At 39.7% G+C, this 17,645-nt stretch carries 18 protein-coding genes; 4 read left to right on the forward strand and 14 right to left on the reverse strand.

The window, feature by feature from the left end:
- Positions 1 to 1,425 (forward strand): FAD-binding oxidoreductase, encoded by a 1,425-nt coding sequence (locus tag OC25_RS01490; RefSeq protein ID WP_039471007.1) that lies wholly within the window; start codon positions 1 to 3, stop codon positions 1,423 to 1,425.
- A 29-nt stretch (positions 1,426 to 1,454) separates the two neighbouring features.
- Here OC25_RS01490 and OC25_RS01495 read toward each other — a convergent pair whose 3' ends face one another.
- Complete coding sequence (locus OC25_RS01495; RefSeq protein WP_039471008.1) at positions 1,455 to 1,943, reverse strand: acyl-CoA thioesterase; 489 nt, start codon at positions 1,941 to 1,943, stop codon at positions 1,455 to 1,457.
- 69 nt (positions 1,944 to 2,012) lie between these two features.
- Here OC25_RS01495 and OC25_RS01500 point away from each other — a divergent pair, with 69 nt between their 5' ends.
- Together OC25_RS01500 and OC25_RS01505 are read left to right on the forward strand one after the other, a co-directional pair.
- Positions 2,013 to 2,447 carry an Hsp20/alpha crystallin family protein gene (locus OC25_RS01500; RefSeq protein ID WP_039471011.1) on the forward strand — a complete coding sequence of 145 codons (435 nt, stop codon included), beginning with the start codon at positions 2,013 to 2,015 and terminating at the stop codon, positions 2,445 to 2,447.
- Between the two features lie 193 nt (positions 2,448 to 2,640).
- Entirely contained in the window at positions 2,641 to 3,957 is a 1,317-nt protein-coding gene (locus OC25_RS01505) for a hypothetical protein (protein ID WP_039471013.1), read from the forward strand.
- Positions 3,958 to 4,126: 169 nt separating this feature from the next.
- Here OC25_RS01505 and OC25_RS01510 read toward each other — a convergent pair whose 3' ends face one another.
- From OC25_RS01510 to OC25_RS27775, 10 genes are all read right to left on the reverse strand, one after another.
- Positions 4,127 to 4,324, reverse strand: a complete 198-nt coding sequence (locus OC25_RS01510; RefSeq protein WP_245221846.1) for a type II toxin-antitoxin system YoeB family toxin — start codon at positions 4,322 to 4,324, stop codon at positions 4,127 to 4,129.
- On the reverse strand, positions 4,306 to 4,515 hold the full coding sequence (locus OC25_RS01515) for a DUF2683 family protein (protein WP_039471015.1): 210 nt from the start codon (positions 4,513 to 4,515) through the stop codon (positions 4,306 to 4,308). The genes OC25_RS01510 and OC25_RS01515 overlap by 19 nt, the downstream gene beginning before the upstream one ends.
- A gap of 119 nt (positions 4,516 to 4,634) precedes the next feature.
- Positions 4,635 to 5,333 (reverse strand): LytR/AlgR family response regulator transcription factor, encoded by a 699-nt coding sequence (locus OC25_RS01520; RefSeq protein WP_039471017.1) that lies wholly within the window; start codon positions 5,331 to 5,333, stop codon positions 4,635 to 4,637.
- Positions 5,330 to 6,373: a sensor histidine kinase gene (locus OC25_RS01525; protein WP_039471599.1), complete on the reverse strand. Its 1,044-nt coding sequence runs from the start codon at positions 6,371 to 6,373 to the stop codon at positions 5,330 to 5,332. The genes OC25_RS01520 and OC25_RS01525 overlap by 4 nt, the downstream gene beginning before the upstream one ends.
- A 130-nt stretch (positions 6,374 to 6,503) precedes the next feature.
- A complete protein-coding gene (locus OC25_RS01530) occupies positions 6,504 to 7,727 on the reverse strand; it encodes an ABC transporter permease (protein ID WP_039471019.1) in 1,224 nt (407 codons plus the stop codon).
- Positions 7,728 to 7,738: 11 nt separating this feature from the next.
- Positions 7,739 to 8,485, reverse strand: a complete 747-nt coding sequence (locus OC25_RS01535; protein ID WP_039471021.1) for an ABC transporter ATP-binding protein — start codon at positions 8,483 to 8,485, stop codon at positions 7,739 to 7,741.
- A complete protein-coding gene (locus tag OC25_RS01540) occupies positions 8,485 to 9,684 on the reverse strand; it encodes an efflux RND transporter periplasmic adaptor subunit (protein WP_039471023.1) in 1,200 nt (399 codons plus the stop codon). The genes OC25_RS01535 and OC25_RS01540 overlap by 1 nt, the downstream gene beginning before the upstream one ends.
- A gap of 44 nt (positions 9,685 to 9,728) precedes the next feature.
- Positions 9,729 to 11,024, reverse strand: coding sequence for a TolC family protein (locus tag OC25_RS01545; RefSeq protein ID WP_039471025.1), 1,296 nt, complete (start codon positions 11,022 to 11,024; stop codon positions 9,729 to 9,731).
- 191 nt (positions 11,025 to 11,215) lie between these two features.
- Positions 11,216 to 12,238, reverse strand: coding sequence for a S66 peptidase family protein (locus OC25_RS01550; RefSeq protein WP_039471028.1), 1,023 nt, complete (start codon positions 12,236 to 12,238; stop codon positions 11,216 to 11,218).
- Positions 12,239 to 12,819: 581 nt separating this feature from the next.
- Positions 12,820 to 12,981, reverse strand: coding sequence for a hypothetical protein (locus tag OC25_RS27775; RefSeq protein ID WP_156131363.1), 162 nt, complete (start codon positions 12,979 to 12,981; stop codon positions 12,820 to 12,822).
- Positions 12,982 to 13,308: 327 nt separating this feature from the next.
- On the opposite strand from OC25_RS27775, the gene OC25_RS01555 reads away from it, so the two are divergent.
- Positions 13,309 to 14,607 carry a DEAD/DEAH box helicase gene (locus tag OC25_RS01555; RefSeq protein WP_039471030.1) on the forward strand — a complete coding sequence of 433 codons (1,299 nt, stop codon included), beginning with the start codon at positions 13,309 to 13,311 and terminating at the stop codon, positions 14,605 to 14,607.
- A gap of 161 nt (positions 14,608 to 14,768) precedes the next feature.
- Here the strand turns inward: OC25_RS01555 and OC25_RS01560 are convergent, their stop codons facing one another.
- The 3 genes from OC25_RS01560 to OC25_RS01570 all read right to left on the reverse strand — a co-directional run bounded on the left by OC25_RS01560 (position 14,769) and on the right by OC25_RS01570 (position 17,624).
- Entirely contained in the window at positions 14,769 to 16,085 is a 1,317-nt protein-coding gene (locus OC25_RS01560) for an OmpA family protein (protein ID WP_039471032.1), read from the reverse strand.
- A gap of 237 nt (positions 16,086 to 16,322) precedes the next feature.
- Positions 16,323 to 16,985 (reverse strand): YdeI/OmpD-associated family protein, encoded by a 663-nt coding sequence (locus OC25_RS01565; RefSeq protein ID WP_039471034.1) that lies wholly within the window; start codon positions 16,983 to 16,985, stop codon positions 16,323 to 16,325.
- A 108-nt stretch (positions 16,986 to 17,093) separates the two neighbouring features.
- On the reverse strand, positions 17,094 to 17,624 hold the full coding sequence (locus OC25_RS01570; RefSeq protein WP_039471036.1) for an RNA methyltransferase: 531 nt from the start codon (positions 17,622 to 17,624) through the stop codon (positions 17,094 to 17,096).
- Positions 17,625 to 17,645 lie beyond the last annotated feature (21 nt).

Here is a 17,645-nt window from a genome sequence, read left to right on the forward strand (position 1 = left end):
ATGAATTTTACCAAAATAAATACCGAAATTTTAGCAGAAATCACCTCAGCAATTGGTGCCGATAAGGTTTTTACTGATGCAGAGAGTTTAGCGAACTACAGTCATGATGAAACCGAAGATTTGCGTTACCAGCCCGAGGTTGTAGTAAAACCCACTACACCAGAGGAAATTTCGGCCTTGTTAAAGATCTGTAATGCACATCACGTGCCGGTAACACCCCGCGGTGGGGGTACAGGGTTAAGTGGCGCTGCTTTACCCATCTATGGAGGGGTTTCTTTATCGATGGAGAAGTTTAAAGCCATTTTAGAAATTGATACCGAAAATCTGCAGGCGACTGTTGAACCAGGTGTAATTACCGAAGAATTTATTAACGCCGTTGCCGAAAAAGGTTTGCTGTATCCGGTTGATCCGAGCAGTAAAGGATCTTGTTTTATTGGTGGTAACGTAGCGCATGGCTCAGGCGGACCACGTGTAGTGAAATATGGCACCATCCGCGAGTATATTTTAAACCTGGAAGTGGTTTTGCCTAACGGCGATATTATCTGGACGGGTGCCAACACCCTTAAATATGCTTCAGGCTATAATTTAACCCAGCTAATGATTGGCTCAGAAGGCACTTTAGGTGTGGTAACTAAAATCGTAACCAAGTTATTGCCTAAACCTTCGCAATCGGTATTGATGATGGGCTCTTTTAGTACCAATGAAGATGCCTGTGCGGCCGTTTCGGCTATTTTCAGGGCTGGAGTAACCCCATCTGCTTTGGAGTTTATGGAGCGAAAAGGAGTGGAGTGGGTAATTAAATTCGACGATATTAAGTTTGATTTAAAAGATGATGTTGCAGCTTTGCTGATGATTGAATTTGATGGCGATGATTTAGATGATATTTTTAAGAATTGCGAAAAAACCAACATCGTTTTAGAAGAACACAAATGTACGGAGGTTTTATTTGCAGATACGGCTGGTCAGAAAGAAGAACTTTGGCGCATGCGCAGAACCATGGCCGAATCGGTAAAATCGAATTCGGTTTATAAAGAAGAAGATACAGTTGTGCCGCGTGCTGCTTTGCCTAAACTGGTAAACGGCATTAAAGAAATTGGCAGCAAATACGGTTTCGAAAGCGTTTGTTACGGGCATGCCGGTGATGGAAACCTACATGTAAACATTATTAAAGCCGGAATGAGTGATGAGGACTGGAAAAACAAACTCAAATTTGGTATCGCCGAAATTTTTGAACTCACCACAGCTTTAGGTGGTACATTATCTGGCGAGCACGGAATTGGTTTGGTACAAAAGGAATTTATGCCAATCAAGTACTCCGAAATCCATTTAAATTTAATGCGTGGAATTAAGCAGGTTTTTGATCCTAAGGGGATTTTAAATCCTGGGAAGATTATGCCCGAACCCCCAACCCCTAAAGGGGAGTAGCATGTTTATGCTATGCCCCCTTCAGGGGGTTAGGGGGCTAATTGCTCAAAATCCAGCATTTTCTGTTTTTCTGCTTCAGGGATTGTTGTTGGCCGTTGGGTTGCATAATCAATGGCAATGCAAACGGTTTTTCCTTTGCTGCAAATAATTTCTTCATTTCCTTTTACTTTAACGATCTGGTATTCCAGGTCGAAACTTGTATCGCCAATTCTGGATGTTTTAACATGGATGGCAACCTGATCGTGCATCACAATAGGTAAAATATAATTCAGCTCGGCATGGGCAATTACAATTCCGGTTTGTTTCCAATCCCATTTAATAATTTCTTCCCAATATTGACTACGGGCCATTTCCAGGTAGGTAAAGTATACCGCATTATTAACGTGACCCATCATATCGAAGTCGATAAAGCGCAATGGAATCTTAGTTCTGTAGTTAAATTTGTCGGAAAAACTGTTTAAAACTGACGTTTTGTCTTTTGTTTTGCTTTGTCTTTGCCAAAATGTCTTAAAAATCATAAAAAATCGCTTTGGTATGTAAGTTGAATAAGGTGTATTATCAAATTAAAAAAATAAAAAATTAGAGATATGACACTTGTAAATTTTAACAACAGAACCCGTAACACAGCTCCTTACTTTAACAATGTTTTCGATTCATTGTTTAGCGATGCGATCACTAAAAATAAAGCAGTTGATAAATCGCCTAATGTAAATATTCATGAAAATGAAACCGCTTATGTGATTGAGTTGGCTGCACCTGGATTGAAAAAAGAAGATTTTCAGATCAATTTAAAAAAAGATACCCTTTCTGTTTGGGCAGAAGTTAAAAAAGACGAAACCCAGGTAGCTAAAGATTTTACCCGTAAAGAGTTTGATTACAGCTCATTTGCAAGATCATTCAATTTACCAGATACTGCCGATGGCGATAAAATTACTGCCGAATATAAAGACGGTATTTTAAATATCAACATCAGCAAAAAAGACGATGCTAAATTACAACACAAAGAAATTGTAGTATCGTAATCAAAAATATTCTCGAAAGAGGGTTTTTCATAATAGTTTAAGTTTAGGTTTTATAAGGTTAATGCTGGATGGCATTAACCTTATTTTTTTCAAAACTGCTATCGTACACCAATAAGTTAAATCCAGTATTTAGATTGATTTTAAGTTACAGACTTAAAATTAGCTTAATCTCAATTTTTTGTACTTTTGCGGCATGGAGAGAGAAATTCTGGATACGAAGCGTAAAGCACTTAAAATAAACCTTGACCCCCGAATTTATGGCACTTTTGCCGAAATTGGTGCAGGTCAGGAAGTTTCGCGAAACTTTTTTAATGCCGGTGCTGCATCCGGAACAGTTGCCAAAACCATGTCGGCTTACGATATGACTTTTAGTGATGCCATTTACGGTGCCGAAGCCAATGGCCGTTACGTAAGTCAGAACCGGCTTTTACAAATGCTCGATCACGAGTTTGGTTTATTAAACGAACGTTTATCGGGCGAAAAATATGAAAGCCGTACTTTTTTTGCTTTTGCCGATACCGTAACCACCTTAAATTATAAACGTACCAACGAACCGCATGGCTGGGTAGGTATCTGTTTTCAGAGTGAACCGGGAGGTTTACCAAACGAAATCTTTTTTCACGTACGTTTGCTTGATACCGATGTAAACATGCAGCAACGTGTTTTGGGCATTATTGGGGTAAACCTGGTTTATGCCGCGTTTTACCATTATCAGGATCCTAAATTAATGGTCGAATCGCTGGCCGATAACTTAACCATCGATTCGGTAGAAATTGATTTGATTTCGGTTAAAGGTCCTGCTTTTGAAGGGGTTGACAATATCTTGCTTAATCTGTACATGATTATGAAAGATTTCTCTGCTGCAGCAATTTTTGACGCCGATGCGCATCCGCGTCAGGCGAAAGATTTGTTGTATAAAAAAGATATCATGATTTTGCGGACCAAATACGGTCAGAAATCATTACCTAACTTTAGCTTATTCAATAAAGCTACCGATCAGTTTAAGCGCACCAATAAAGTAGAAGAAGGCAACCTGGCGGTAATGATAGAGGTTTTACTCACCAACGTACTTACAGAGGCACACGAAACTCCTGATGATATCGACCTGGCTGCGGTAGCTAAACGTACCCAGGAAATGTGCGATACCGGAAACATCGTTATTGTATCGAACTTTACCCGTCATAACCGTTTAGCTAAATATCTGGCCCGTTGTAAACCGAAAAGCGTGGGTTTAGCTACCAACATCAACAACTTAAAATTTGTGTTTAACTCGTCGAATTTTAAAGGCGATAACTATTCGGGGCAGTTGTTGAGCTACGTAAACGATATGTTTAACACCAATGTGCGTTTGTTTGCTTATCCTTTCTTAGATAAAAAGACCAATCAGGTAATTAATACTACCAATATGCCGGTTACGCCTGAGGCCAAGCCATTGTTCGATTTCTTATTGATAAACGGCTATATTACGGATATTGAAGATTACGCCGAGAACGAAGTGAAAACCGTTTAACATGGTTTGATAGAACTAATTTAAATGCTGGGTTTATCCCGGCATTTTTTGTAAGGGTTTTATCGGGATGTTACGTTTTTAACGTTATTTGTCACCATAATGACCTAAAGCAGAGATGATGGTAACGGTTATAATCTCGTCTTTCTATTTTATAAATTAAACGATCTTTTTAATTGATTCTCCGAGACCAAAGTCCTGATAGTTCAAACTTTAACTTTTCAGGATTTCCTACGCCCGTTTCAGGATGAACATAGAGCTCGGCAATAATTTTTTCGATTTTTTTTATCGAAGCCTTATCTCCGGATTTTTGGATGGTTAATAAATTTTTTTGAGCCCTCTCGGAAATGATTACTTTATATTGTCCCATATAGATTTATTAGGGTCAAGTGTAATGTAGTTTCCTTTCTTTACTTCTGCGATGCTTTGTTTTACCTTAGCTACAAACTCAGGGTTATACGGACTTTCATCTTCCTTTACAAAAGAAACATTTAAAGCTTTAAGAACGGCTTCTATGGCTGCTTCCTGCTTTTTGTTTTTTGGATGTGCGATTATAGTCATAACAGATTTTTATACTCAAAAATACGAAATTATTCGATCAAATTTAATGATAACCGTATCTGAGAAATGGGATATTCATGTCGTACACTAAACACTTACTTTATACACTATAAATGCTTTCATTTTAATAATTTTTCAATTACCGTTTTATAGCTATCGCTTACGGGCAGCTCTTTTTCTCCAATAAATACAGCGTTTTTGCGGATAGCGGTTATCTTATTGGTGTTGATTATAAAAGATTTATGGATCCGTTCAAAATAGGCAGGCAGTTGCTCTTCTATGTTTTTCATGGGCATGCGTACTATAGCAGCTTTCGTGCTGGCAGAAAGATGGATCTGAATGTAATCTTTTAAACCTTCTATATAGATAATCTCTTCAAAAGTAACTTTCATCAGGCTATAGCCCACATTAACAAACATATAATCCTGTTTTGGTGCAGATGTGTGTGCAACTGCATGTTTAAGCTCGTATAAATCCTTTGCTTTGTTGCAGGCTTTCATAAAACGCTCAAGCGAAACCGGTTTCATTAAATAATCTATCACATCAAGGGCAAAACCATCAAGTGCATATTGTTTGTAAGCGGTTACGATAATCACCATCGGTTTTTTAACCAGGCTTTGCAAAAACTGTAATCCGGTAATTCCGGGCATCTGGATGTCGATAAAAATCAGGTCGATGGCTTGTTCCTGCATAATTTTATTCGCCGCAAAGGCATCATCACAACTGGCTACAAGCTCCAGAAAGGGAATGCGGCTGATATTGTCTGCAAGTAATTGCAAAGCCAGTGGTTCATCATCTATAGCCAGGCACTTAATCATACCGTTAATTTTAAAGTTAAATTTACATCAAACCAGCCATCTTTTTTCTCAATTTTAAGCTCATGTGCTTTGCCGTATAACAGGTTCAGTCGCCTGCATACATTGGCCAGTCCAATACCCGATGCACTGTCTTTCACTTCATTTCCATATTCATTAAATTTATTTTTTACAGAGAAGGTGAGTACCTCATTTTCGGTTTTTAAATCAACGATCAACTCTGGTTTATCAATCATGCCAACGCCATGTTTAAAGGCATTTTCTATAAACGGGATCAATAACATAGGCTCTATTTCATCAAACTCACTTTCTATCACAATGTTTGTTTCAATGGCTACTTTTTTTCCAAAACGTTGTTTCTGAAGATCGATATAGGCCTGCAGGTACTCGGTTTCAGTTTTGATCGATACTTTTTCTTCGTCGGTTTCGTAAAGCATATATTGCATCAGGCCTGATAATTTCATTACTGTAGGCTCCAGTTCGTTACTTTTTAACCTTACCAGCGCTACAATATTGTTAAGCACATTAAAAATAAAATGCGGACTGATTTGAGAACGCAGAAATGAAAGCTCGGTTTTCATGTTTTCCTGTTCGCGCTGTAAAGATCGCTTTTCTTCGCTGATGCGATCAGAGATCATGGTATAAGCCGTGCTTGCGGCAATGGTTAACAGAAAGGTGGGCGTGTTAAACCATAAGGTACGCCCCAGATTAAAGTTAAAATCGGGTAGCAGTAGCCTGAAAAAAATGGAATGCAAGGTAATGGCCAGCAGTAAACAGCCCAAAAATGATAAGCCGTAAAGCAAATATTTTTTCGGGTAAAAGAATTGGGGAATCAAAAAAGCACTGTTCAGGTAAAATATGGCAATCCAGTAAAAATAACTGATAAAATTAAGTTTGATGAACTGCATTTCCTCGTAACTGCTTAAAGGGCGGGGCGGACGGCTGCGGTTTACGTTGATGATGTAAGGCAAGGTGATTAAAACCATCCATACCAGCACATGCAGGGTGATTTTGATCCACTTTTTGGAGAAATTAATCGTCATTATTTTTTGTTTTGTGCTTTGCATCACTAAGATATTATTTATTATGTTTTTTAAGGCGCTTTCAGTACTTTGAATATAATCAAGGTGATATTTTTAAATTTTTAAGCACCCGGATCACTACGAAATATTGTTATTCATACCTTAATGCATCGATAGGATCGAGGTTAGATGCTTTTTTTGCAGGATAATAACCAAAAAAGACTCCTGTAACTGCACATACCACGAAAGAAATAACGATTGAAGATTCAGCTATTAAAATGGGCCAGTTTAGAAAGTAAGAAATAAGAAATGCTGACGTTACACCCAGCAATACCCCGATAACACCACCGGTAACACTGATTAAAATGGCTTCTATCAAAAATTGCATCAGCACATCCTGTCCACGTGCCCCGATCGACATGCGCAAACCGATCTCCCTGGTACGTTCGGTAACTGAAACGTACATGATGTTCATGATGCCGATACCACCAATAAACAATGAAATACCGGCAATTGCCGTTAAAAGAACAGTGAGCATGCTGCTGGTAGAACTGATGGTATTAATCAACTCAGCCTGGGTACGTACCTGAAAATCGTCACCTTCGGCAGGGGTTAAACGGTGACTTTCCCTCACAGCGTCAGAAATTTCGGTTGTGGCTGCCGCACTGGCTGCTTCTGAAGTGGCCGAGGCATAGATGCTCTGCAGGTAAGTGGTTGCCGTAATCCTTTTTTGTACGGTGGTGTAAGGCGCCAGGATAATGTCGTCCTGATCCTGCCCAAAATTACTCTGACCTTTAGGTTCCAGCACACCGATTACCTGAAAGGGAATGTTCTTAAAACGGATAATCTGACCTATAGGATTACTACCGTCAGGGAACAAATTGTCTATTACCGTTTTACCCAATAAACATACTTTGGCAAACCTTTTTACGTCGGTATCCGAAAAAAGAATCCCATCCTGAAGTTTTAACTGACGGATGTTAAGGTAATCGGGACTTACACCGGTAATGGTTGTAGGCCAGTTATAGCCACCTTTAATGGCTTGTCCGCTGGTAGAAACCACAGGCGATAAGCCATTGATGTTTTTCGATTGGAGCTTTTGGATAGCGGTAATATCTTCCATCTTAAGGGTTTGGATACTGCTTCCCTGTAACCTTACGCCACCAGGCTCGTTACTTTGTGGCATAATGGTAATCATATTGGAACCCATTCCGGATAATGATGACCGGATACTTTGTTTAGACCCTTCGCCAATGGCCATCATGGCAATTACCGCTGCCACACCAATGATAATGCCGAGCATGGTAAGAAAAGCGCGGAGCTTATTTCTTTTTAAAGCCCTGAAGGCTATTTTTAATAAATTGATAATGCTCATGTCCTTTAATTTTAATAATCGTCCGTTTCAGGCAAACCGGCCAGTGCCTCTTTAGCCGAACGCTGATTTAGATTGATGCTGTCTTTCTGGATTTTACCGTCACGAAGCATAATGGTTCTGGTGCTAAAGGCCGCTATGTCGGGTTCGTGGGTAACAAAAACAATGGTTTTTCCTTCTGCATTGAGTTCCTGCATCAGCGCCATAATTTCATAAGAGGTACGGGTATCCAGGTTTCCCGTGGCTTCGTCGGCCAGGATCATCACGGGCTGGTTAACCAATGCCCTTGCGATGGCTACGCGCTGTTGTTGCCCGCCAGAAAGCTGACTAGGGGTGTGATCAAAGCGCTCGGCCAGTTTTACCGATTCAAGTGATTTGATTGCCCTTTCTTTCCTTTCTTCGGCAGATATCGTTTTATTATAAAAAAGTGGCAATTCTACATTTTCAAGCGCCGAAGTTCTTGGCAGCAGGTTATAGGCCTGAAATACAAAGCCAATTTTTGTATTCCGAAGGCCTGCCAGTTCATCACGGTTTAAGCTTTTCACATCAACACCATCAAGCTGATAACTGCCATCACTTGGCTTATCCAGACAGCCCAGTATATTGAGAAGGGTTGTTTTTCCCGATCCGCTGCTGCCCATTATGGTTACAAACTCGCCTGCTTTAATGTCGAATGTAATTCCTTTTAAGGCTTTTACCGTCTGATCGCCCATTACGAATTCGCGTTTGAGATCCTGAATATTTAATATTTTCTTTTCCATTATTTCCTCCTGTTTCCGCCCGGACGTTTAGGCATAAAAGGACTTGACTGGGCCTGGCTTACCGTGCCAGCTTGCCCTTTGCCTGCGTGTTCTGCATTTGTAACCACTAAATCTGCTGTTGATAAACCTGATAGCACTTCTACGTGGGTATTATCGTTAATGCCGGTTTTAATTTTCTTTTGTACCAGCTCATGCGCTCCTTTTTGCACCCAAACATAGGCTTCATCAGCACCAGCCGGTTTCTTTTCGGGATTAATCCAGCTGAGGTGGTATTTGCCGGCCAACGTACTATCTGGCGCAAATTTGATGGCCTTTGTTGGGATAAGCAGGGCATTGTTTACCTCTTTAGCATAGATGGTAATGTTTGCCGTCATACCCGGTTTTAATTTATTGGCATCGTTTGAAGTATTAATAATGGTTTTATAGGTAACCACATTGGATGAAATGGAAGGACTTAACCTGATTTCCTGTATGGTTCCTTTAAAGGTATCATTAAGGAAGGCATCTACCGTAAAAGTAGCCCTTTCGCCTTTAGAAATATCACCAACATCAGCCTCATCAACAGAAGCTTCCACCTGCATTTTGGTCAGGTCTTTTGCAATACTGAAAATGGTTGGTGTACTGAAGCTTGCGGCAACTGTTGTACCTTCACTCACACTTCTCGAAAGCACAGTGCCATCAATAGGTGAATAAATACTGGCCAGCGAGAGGTTTTTTTGTGCTGACGCGAGTTGCGCCCTGATACTGTTTACCGAGGCTTTAGAAGCAGTATAGGTATACAATGCATTGTCGTAATCCGCTTTGCTTATAGCGCCAACTTTATAAAGGTTACTTTGGCGGCTAAAATTACCCTCCTGGTAAATTAATGCGCTTTGGGCACTTACCAGGTTGGCCTGGTATTGGTTTACTGTGGCTTCGAACAGGGTTTTATCGAGTTCGGCCAGTAGCTGCCCTTTTTTAACTTTCGAGTTGAAATTGGCATAAAGTGTTTTAATGGTGCCCGATACCTGTGTACCTACGGCTACAGTATCAACCGGCTGCACTTTGCCTGTGGCGGTAACGTTTTCGGAAATGTAACCCATTTTAGGCCTTTCTGACTCGAGCACAACAACCTGCTCTTTTTTGCGCAGCGCGAAGTACCATACCGCAAATAATGCGATGGCAATGCCGATGATGATAAATATGGTTTTCTTTTTCATGATTGAAATATTAAATAGACCAGGCAACAGCCTTGTCGTATACATTAATTGTTAATCGGGATTCCGGTGTAAAAATTATAGATCCTGGTATATAAACTTGCGGTGTATTTTGCCTGTACAAAAGACTGTAATGCCTGTACATATAAATTTTTCTGCTGAAGGTTTTCTACAATGTTGTTGGTGCCTTCTTTTAAAGCCGCGTTCGAAATCCTTAGCGCTTCACTCGTGTAGTTAAACTGTTCTTTTGCCGCGGCATATTGGCTGTTTGCGTTTTGAACATTAATGTAGGCCCGTTCTACATTCTGTGTGAGTGTGGTTTTAGTATCCTGTAAAGCTAAACGTGCCTGCTCGATGCCAATGTTGGCTTTTGCCACATTTGTTTTGGTTACTTTCCGATCGAAAATAGGAATGGAAAGCGTTAAACCAAGGTTTTGGTAAAAGCTATTGTTTAACTGGTAACCATAATTGCCGGGATTATTATTGTTGTAACCCGTATTTAACGATCCTCCTAAACTTAAGGTAGGGCGTAATGTTGATTTAGCCTTGGCCAGTTCGGTATTTTGCAGCTGTATGTTCAGTTCGCTGCTTTTTATTTCCGGACGGGTACGCAGGGCTTTATCCTGCGCTGTTGCGAGATTATCTAAAGCAGGAGCAACCGTAACGGTATCGGTTGTACTGATGTCGAATGCTGTTGCGGTTGGTAACTGAAGCAGCTGCTTTAAAGTTAAAACATTCTGTTGCAGCGTGTTTTCGGCGGTAACCAAAGTGTATTTATCGTTAGCATAGGTAGCCTGTAATTGTAAAAGATCTTTTTTGGCAATGGTTCCAACCTTAAACTGCTGTTCAGCTTGTTTTACCTGAGCTTCGCTGGTACTGAGCAAATCTTTTAAGTAAGTGATGTTTTCTCTGGCCAGTAGTATGTTCAGGTAGGCCTGGGTAATAGAAATGGTAATGTCGTTTTTGGCTGCTTCTACCGATAGATTGGCGGTCTGCAAACTCAGGGTTTTAGCCTTGATATCGTTCTTTAAATAACTGCCATTGTATAGCGTAATATCTGAACTTAAACCAAAACCACTGGTGTTTTGTAAGCCAGATTTATAGTTGGTAATGGCCTGCGATACATTTCCATTTAGGTTGGGTAATACAGCAGCTTTTGAGGCAATTAAATTCTGTCCGGCTGTTTGTGCATCAAGTTTTAAGGTATTGATGTTGATGTTTTTTTCTTTCGCATAATCTATACAGGCTTTAAGATCCCACACCTGGGGTAAATCCTGGGCGCGGGCAGTGCAGGCCGCGATCAGCAAAGCGAGTATGACCGTATATTGGAGGTATCTGCTCATGGCGAATAAATTTTATGTTCTGATAACTGAACACAAAAATATATCCGTTTAAGGCCTTAATCTGGTAATTGCGACGAATGGAAAAGATGTTGAGACGAATAATCTATACTTTGAGATCACTGCTTTTTGGCAGCTTAATACAGGTTGTACCTTTTTAAACACAGCCTAAACTACATGCGGTAAAACCAGCGTTAAACTGTCCTTAATACTGTACCTGTTTCGTTCACGGTCAGATTATGTTTTGCTCCGCATTTCAGCGCAAAATTATTCCGTTGGTGCCCTACGGGAAAATCGAAAGCGACAGGGTAGGCGTATTCTTTTACTTTTTCGAGCACAGTATCATAAACGCTTTTGCCAAACTCTTCGCCGGCATCATCGGGCTTAACTTTAAATCCACCTATTATTAAGCCTTTCAGATTTTTAAGTTTACCACTGCGTTTTAAATTCCACAACATTCTATCGATACTATAAAGGTACTCGCCTGTATCTTCTATGAAAAGGATTTTGTCTTTGGTATCTAAATCCGAGCCGCTGCCGGCAAGGGTTTCTATAATACTCAGGTTACCTCCAACCAATATACCATCGGTTTTTCCGAACCGGTTGTTGCTGTTTGCAGCCGCGGTATAACCCATCTCTTGGCCAATTAAGGCGTTTTTGATGGAGAGGATGGTTTCAATCTGTATTGGTTCTGCTTTGGCCCAGTCGTCCGGGAAACTGTTGCACATTTTGGAATGGATAGAAGCAATACCAAAATTTTTGGCCAGGTGGCAGTGAAGTACGGTGATATCGCTGAAACCAATTATCCACTTGGGGTTTCTTTTAAAGGCCGAAAAATCAAGCTGATCGATAATGCGGACAAAACCATAGCCTCCGCGGGCACACATAATGGCTTTTATGTTCGGGTCGTTTAACATTTGCTGAAAATCTGCCAGTCTTTCTTCGTCGGTACCCCCATAGGTAAAATCGCGTTTGCCAATGGTTTCGCCTACTTTGATGTTAAAACCCCAGCTTTGCATTTGTAAAACCGATGGCTGGATCTGCTCCGGTGTAATGTATCCTGCCGGACTGGTAACGCCGATTGTATCGCCGGGTTTTAGATAGGGAGGGATTTTAAAAGCTAAACTTTCACTTTCGATGCTATGAGCTAAAGTTTTAAATGCAGGGAGTACAGTTGTTGCTGCAATAAATGAAGAAAGGAAATGTTTTCTGTTCATCTAAAATGGGAAGTAGAAATTGCGATGGCTAAATATAGGATTTAAAATTCTGGCATAAAAGAAAAGGGATTTATATCCATAAATCCCTTTTTTAAACCAAACAAATTAATCTGTAAAAGATTAGTATAATGTGAATTATATAAATAACCACGAGCAGGCTAAAAGGTTTTAAGATTTTTGAAATAAAGGATTTTATGGCATTTTACAACAGGCTGCTGTACAATAGCCCTGATGGGAGCGGAAATACTTTTTGGCACGGTTGGATAATTTGTGCTTGAATGGACCTGCCAAAAAGATTGGAGTGGACAGCAGGAAGGCATGAAGCGATAAGCATTGCAGTTGCGCTTTAAAATCAGCACGAAAGAAAGGATTTACAAATTGGGGTTAAAAAGTTAAGGCTACCCCTCGCGGGTAGCCTTTGCTAACAACAAAACAAATATAAGATAACCAAATCTTAACTGACCTGAGCAGGATCAGTGTAAAGTGCTATGAAATACACTTAGCGGCCTAGTAATGGATTCGAACCATTATAAAAAGTTTATGAAACTCCAACCTTCCAATCGGTCAACTGGCCGTATTTATTAAACTGGTTTTAAGGTTAAAAAATCTTTGAGTGCCAAAACCTGTTCGGTATTAATCTCATCTTCATCGGACTGAGCGGGTGTTTCATTTTGTGTTGCTTCAAGCGGTTGCGCTAAAGCAGGGTACTCATCAATGGCCGGATATTGAAAATAGATTGACATGTTTTTGCGTTTAATTGTTTAACCTCATACATTCGTTAATGATTAATGTTGAGCAAATATATAAATAAGCATATAATATCTATAGATTTAGTAGTGTTTATTTTGAAATATGTTGTAAGCTATTGATTGTTAGTTTTTTAATTTTATAATATTTTTATTGCTGTTGGAGGAAGCCAGCTTTTTATCCTGAAATAAGCTTAAAAATAATTTCAATAAGAGCCGCACACGGCCAGATTTCGGATGCGATTTAAAAGCCTTTGCATTCAGTTTCGTTAAAAGCTAATTATTTTAAGGATATTTGCATTTTCAACCATTAAAATAGTATCCGTGTCTTTAGATAAATTAAAACTTAGCAAACCACTTGTAGCGGCCATGACTGATGCAGGATTTTTAACACCAAAGGAAATCCAGGCCAGAACAATGTCGAGAATTTTAGGTGGCCAGGATGTTATAGCGGTAGGGCCAGAGGGAGCAGGCAAAACAACAACCTATGTTTTAGCTACTTTAATGAAATTGAAATATGCCTTTGAAGAAGCACCAAGGGCATTGATTTTGGTTCCGGATATTGAACACGTAGATCATGTGCTGGAGCAATTTAAATTATTGAACCGCAACAGTACTTTCAGGATTTTGGGGATTGATAGCCGTGGTGTTATTGAAACGCAAATGAACGAGATTACAGATGGCTGTGATATTATTGTTGCAGTACCTGATCGTGCCCGTGCCTTGTATTTAAAACTGGCACTAAATACCAATAAAATACAATTATTTATTGTAGATAATGCCGAACTTATTGTTAAAAAAGGTTTGCAGCTACCGGTTGTCGAATTAGCCAACAGCGCTTACAAATCTCAGCATGTAGTGTTTACAGAAGTGTTGCACGATAAACTAAACCACATGATTGCCCCTTTCATGAAAGATTCGGCAGCTACCATTGAAGTGGAAGAGATTGGCGAGAAACAGGCAGAAGTTTACCAGCAGATGTTGTATCAGGTACCTAATTTCAGAACCAAGCTTAACCTGTTAACGCTCTTGTTGAATGATGCTGAAGTTTTTGATAAGGTGGTAGTTTTCGTTAATACCCGTTTAACTGCTCAAACGGTTTACAAAAACTTTAACCACAAAAAAGAAGGCGAAATTTCTATTTACCGCTCGTTATTTTTTGATGATAAGGGTTACGATGATATTGAAGATTTTAAAGCGAATGCCGAAGCCAGGGTTCTAATTGTAGCAAACGAAAATCTGGGCGAACTGGATATTCAAGGCATTCCGTTTATTTTACACTTCGAATTGCCTGAGCAAAAGGAAACTTTAATTCAGCGTATTGTAAAGCATGGCGATGATGATGTAGTGGCGATTACTTTTTCAACCGATATCGAACTGATTGAAGTAAGAAAGATAGAACAGGCGATTGGACAAAAATTAGAAGTAATGGAGTTGCCTGAAGGTTTAAAAGTAGTGGATGCAGCCAGTAAACCCAAGAAAAAGAAAGGCGAGGAAGATGAAGATACAAGTGAGCGTGGTGCCGCTTTTCACGAAAAGAAAGCCAGTAACCAGAAAAATTACAATTATAGCGCTGGTGCCAAAGCTAAAATGACTTATAAAAACAAAAAAGGATTATCTTAAAAATCGTTTCGTCATGCAGATCCGATAGCTATCGGATTTGTTTCAGTAACTCTTAATTGCAAATTATTAAACTAATAGATCCTGAGACGTATTTCTATAAAAACAAAAAAGCTCCTCAGAACTAAATCTGAGGAGCTTTTTTGTTAACCGTTATTTACGGCTTAGTATAAAGTAAACTCTACACGACGGTTTTGTTGACGGCCAGTTGCAGTTTTGTTGCTTGCAATCGGTTGGTCAGGTCCGTAACCTGTAGCTTCGATTCTTGATGCATTTGCTCCTTGAGAAACTAAGTAAGCTTTTACCGATTCTGCTCTATCTTTAGATAAACGTAAGTTTAATTCTCTACCACCAGTGTTATCGGTATGGCCCGCAAGTTTTAAGCTGAAGTTTTTCTCTACCAATAGTGCGGCAACGCGGTTTAAGGTAGCAAATGATTTAGAACGGATGGTTGATTTACCTAAATCGAATTCTAAGTTAGAAATGGCATCTTTAACTACTTTACGGTCAGCATCAGTAACCACAACCTTAGTTTCTTTAATTACTTCACGTTGTACTTTAATCGGACAACCTGAACCATCAACTACAGTACCTGAAGCTGTTCCAGGGCACTTGTCGAATTTGTTTGCTACACCATCGTTATCATCATCGCCCATATCCTTAGCATATTGCTCTCTATCTCTTGCTGCATTTTGCTCAGCTGTTGATAATGCTCTTCTTAATTCAGCACTTTCTTCTGCCGTTTGCTTGTTTAAGTTTGCCAATGAGCTATAGTTTTGCAACTGAGGTTTTGATTTATCGCCGATGGCAAATTCCAGACCTGCATGTGCATAAGCAAAACGATCGTTTGTAGCACCATTAAAACCATCAAATTTAGCTGATTTTACGAAGTTAACATCGTAGCCTAAATCTACATTGATCCCTTTAGCTACGCCTAATTTTAAACCTGCTCCAACTGGTACAAACCAACCTTCTCTGTAAGAACCGGCATCAACCGTATTTGGAGAGGTTGTAGCACCCGACGACATATAACCTGCACCAGCTTTTAAGTAAGGTGTTAAAATACCATTTTCCTGGTTAATGCTGATGTTGGCTACATTCCACACCGCAGATAAAGCACCTGACCACTGAATGTTTGTTTTATAACCAGTATTTGCTATAAAACCACCTGCACCATTCGATGCTCTAAGCTCTTCTACTTTTCCTGCTAAGAAATCAGCCTGGATACCCAATTGCGGTAAAATTTGTTTTTTAACATAACCACCATAACCGATATGCTCAACAGGCGTTTCGAACTGGTGATTCGAATTGCCAAAAATAGTTCTTGGGGTTAACAAACCTCCGTGTACACCTACCGACCAGGTACGGAACTGGGTAGGAGAGAAACGGCCGGTAGCCGCAGGGGTTTCTTGTGCAAATAATTGTGATGATAATCCTAGTAAGGCAATCAACATTGTTGATTTTGTAATTCTCGTATTCATATTTTTCAATTTTGTAAATATTAGTCCTTAACAGTTTTTATTTCGTACTGTTTTGTTGTGACTAAGAAAAAATCTTGCCAAAAGACCAGTTTTTTACACAAATACCCTATTTATCAGAAGATTAGGGGGTGAAAATTATTTCACGAAAAAGTTACGCAACAATAGCTATTATGCGCTTTTTTGTATAGTATTGTATACAACATCGTTGTTTTGCCCGGGAATATTATTGCAGGAATTTTATTTATCTGAAGGATTTTTCTTCTTGTTTAACAACATTTCTATTGTTTTTTCAAGCCTGCTGGTACGTGTTTTTTCCTGTTTTGCAGTTAAAATCCAAAGTACATATTCCTTTTTATGAGAATAAGCAAGCGTATTGAAATAAGCATAAGCTTCAGTATGGGCGGCCAAAAGTATTTGTAAATCTTCAGGCAGTTTCACCGTTTTGCTTACTGGATCGATGTACTCACCAAATTCGTTCGTTTTGATATGATCGTTCCGCATACCGGAAGGTTTTACTTCAGAAATAAACTTTAACCGGAGTGCCGTCCAGGTTTCATTTACAGCTGCCGAAGCACATGGCGTTAAGCCAAAACTGCTCAGTTCTTCCCAGCTTTTCATTAGTTCGAGATCTGATGGTATTTTTGAAGTTTTTTTGGGGTAAAATACCCAGCAGATCGTTTTGGTATCCATTTGCCCTATATTATCTTTAATTTGGGCGTTGAGCTGTGCTTTACTGGTCGAAAAAGTAATCAGTGCACTAAAATCAGCTTTATCCTGGTATTGCATCAGCACATCTGCCGGGATATCTCCAAATATAGCTGCTGCATTTTCGGGCGCATCAACTATTTTAACTTTAAAGCCGGGCTTAACCTGAAGTTTTTTTAAGAATGAATTTTCCATTTTGGTTTATTAAACAGTCCGATTCCCAATATTGAAGACAATAAGATCCTTAGGCAAACTTAGCGCGCTTCTCGTCCTTTTCTTCGTGTACTTTGCGGTTAAAAGAAACTACAATCTCAATTTAGCAAAGAAATCCCAGAATACAATCCCTGCCGAAATCACAATATTAAACGAATGTTTGGTGCCAAACTGAGGAATTTCAATGCATTCATCAATCCTGGCCATTACCTCATCGCTAACGCCGTCCACTTCATTGCCGAATATTAAAGCATATTTTTTATTGGGATCGGGATGGAAAGTGTTCAGCATGGTGCTGTTTTCGGCCTGCTCAATAGCCACTATTTCGTAACCCAGTTCGCGCAGGGCATCAACGGCTTGTACCGTATCAGCGTAATGAATCCAATCTACCGACTGTGTGGCACCCAAAGCTGTTTTTTCGATTTCGCGATGGGGTGGTTGAGCTGTAATGCCACAAAGTATTACTTTTTCGAGAGCAAAACCATCTGCTGTGCGGAATATCGAACCCACATTGTGCATACTGCGCACATTATCTAAAACCACTACCACAGGTAACTTTTCCTGTGCTTTAAACTCCTCAATATCCGGACGGTTTAACTCGTCTAATTTTAATTTTCTCATTTTTGAATTGATTACACAGAT

Source organism: Pedobacter kyungheensis (assembly GCF_000812965.1).
Classification (GTDB): domain Bacteria; phylum Bacteroidota; class Bacteroidia; order Sphingobacteriales; family Sphingobacteriaceae; genus Pedobacter; species Pedobacter kyungheensis.

Coding starts and splice junctions, on each gene's coding strand:
- OC25_RS01540 (WP_039471023.1), bottom strand. CDS start 9,684: ATGAAAAAGAAAACCATATTTATCATCATCGGCATTGCCATCGCATTA.
- OC25_RS01490 (WP_039471007.1), top strand. CDS start 1: ATGAATTTTACCAAAATAAATACCGAAATTTTAGCAGAAATCACCTCA.
- OC25_RS01560 (WP_039471032.1), bottom strand. CDS start 16,085: ATGAATACGAGAATTACAAAATCAACAATGTTGATTGCCTTACTAGGA.
- OC25_RS01550 (WP_039471028.1), bottom strand. CDS start 12,238: ATGAACAGAAAACATTTCCTTTCTTCATTTATTGCAGCAACAACTGTA.
- OC25_RS27775 (WP_156131363.1), bottom strand. CDS start 12,981: ATGTCAATCTATTTTCAATATCCGGCCATTGATGAGTACCCTGCTTTA.
- OC25_RS01530 (WP_039471019.1), bottom strand. CDS start 7,727: ATGAGCATTATCAATTTATTAAAAATAGCCTTCAGGGCTTTAAAAAGA.
- OC25_RS01505 (WP_039471013.1), top strand. CDS start 2,641: ATGGAGAGAGAAATTCTGGATACGAAGCGTAAAGCACTTAAAATAAAC.
- OC25_RS01565 (WP_039471034.1), bottom strand. CDS start 16,985: ATGGAAAATTCATTCTTAAAAAAACTTCAGGTTAAGCCCGGCTTTAAA.
- OC25_RS01515 (WP_039471015.1), bottom strand. CDS start 4,515: ATGACTATAATCGCACATCCAAAAAACAAAAAGCAGGAAGCAGCCATA.
- OC25_RS01500 (WP_039471011.1), top strand. CDS start 2,013: ATGACACTTGTAAATTTTAACAACAGAACCCGTAACACAGCTCCTTAC.
- OC25_RS01520 (WP_039471017.1), bottom strand. CDS start 5,333: ATGATTAAGTGCCTGGCTATAGATGATGAACCACTGGCTTTGCAATTA.
- OC25_RS01525 (WP_039471599.1), bottom strand. CDS start 6,373: ATGACGATTAATTTCTCCAAAAAGTGGATCAAAATCACCCTGCATGTG.
- OC25_RS01510 (WP_245221846.1), bottom strand. CDS start 4,324: ATGGGACAATATAAAGTAATCATTTCCGAGAGGGCTCAAAAAAATTTA.
- OC25_RS01570 (WP_039471036.1), bottom strand. CDS start 17,624: ATGAGAAAATTAAAATTAGACGAGTTAAACCGTCCGGATATTGAGGAG.
- OC25_RS01535 (WP_039471021.1), bottom strand. CDS start 8,485: ATGGAAAAGAAAATATTAAATATTCAGGATCTCAAACGCGAATTCGTA.
- OC25_RS01495 (WP_039471008.1), bottom strand. CDS start 1,943: ATGATTTTTAAGACATTTTGGCAAAGACAAAGCAAAACAAAAGACAAA.
- OC25_RS01545 (WP_039471025.1), bottom strand. CDS start 11,024: ATGAGCAGATACCTCCAATATACGGTCATACTCGCTTTGCTGATCGCG.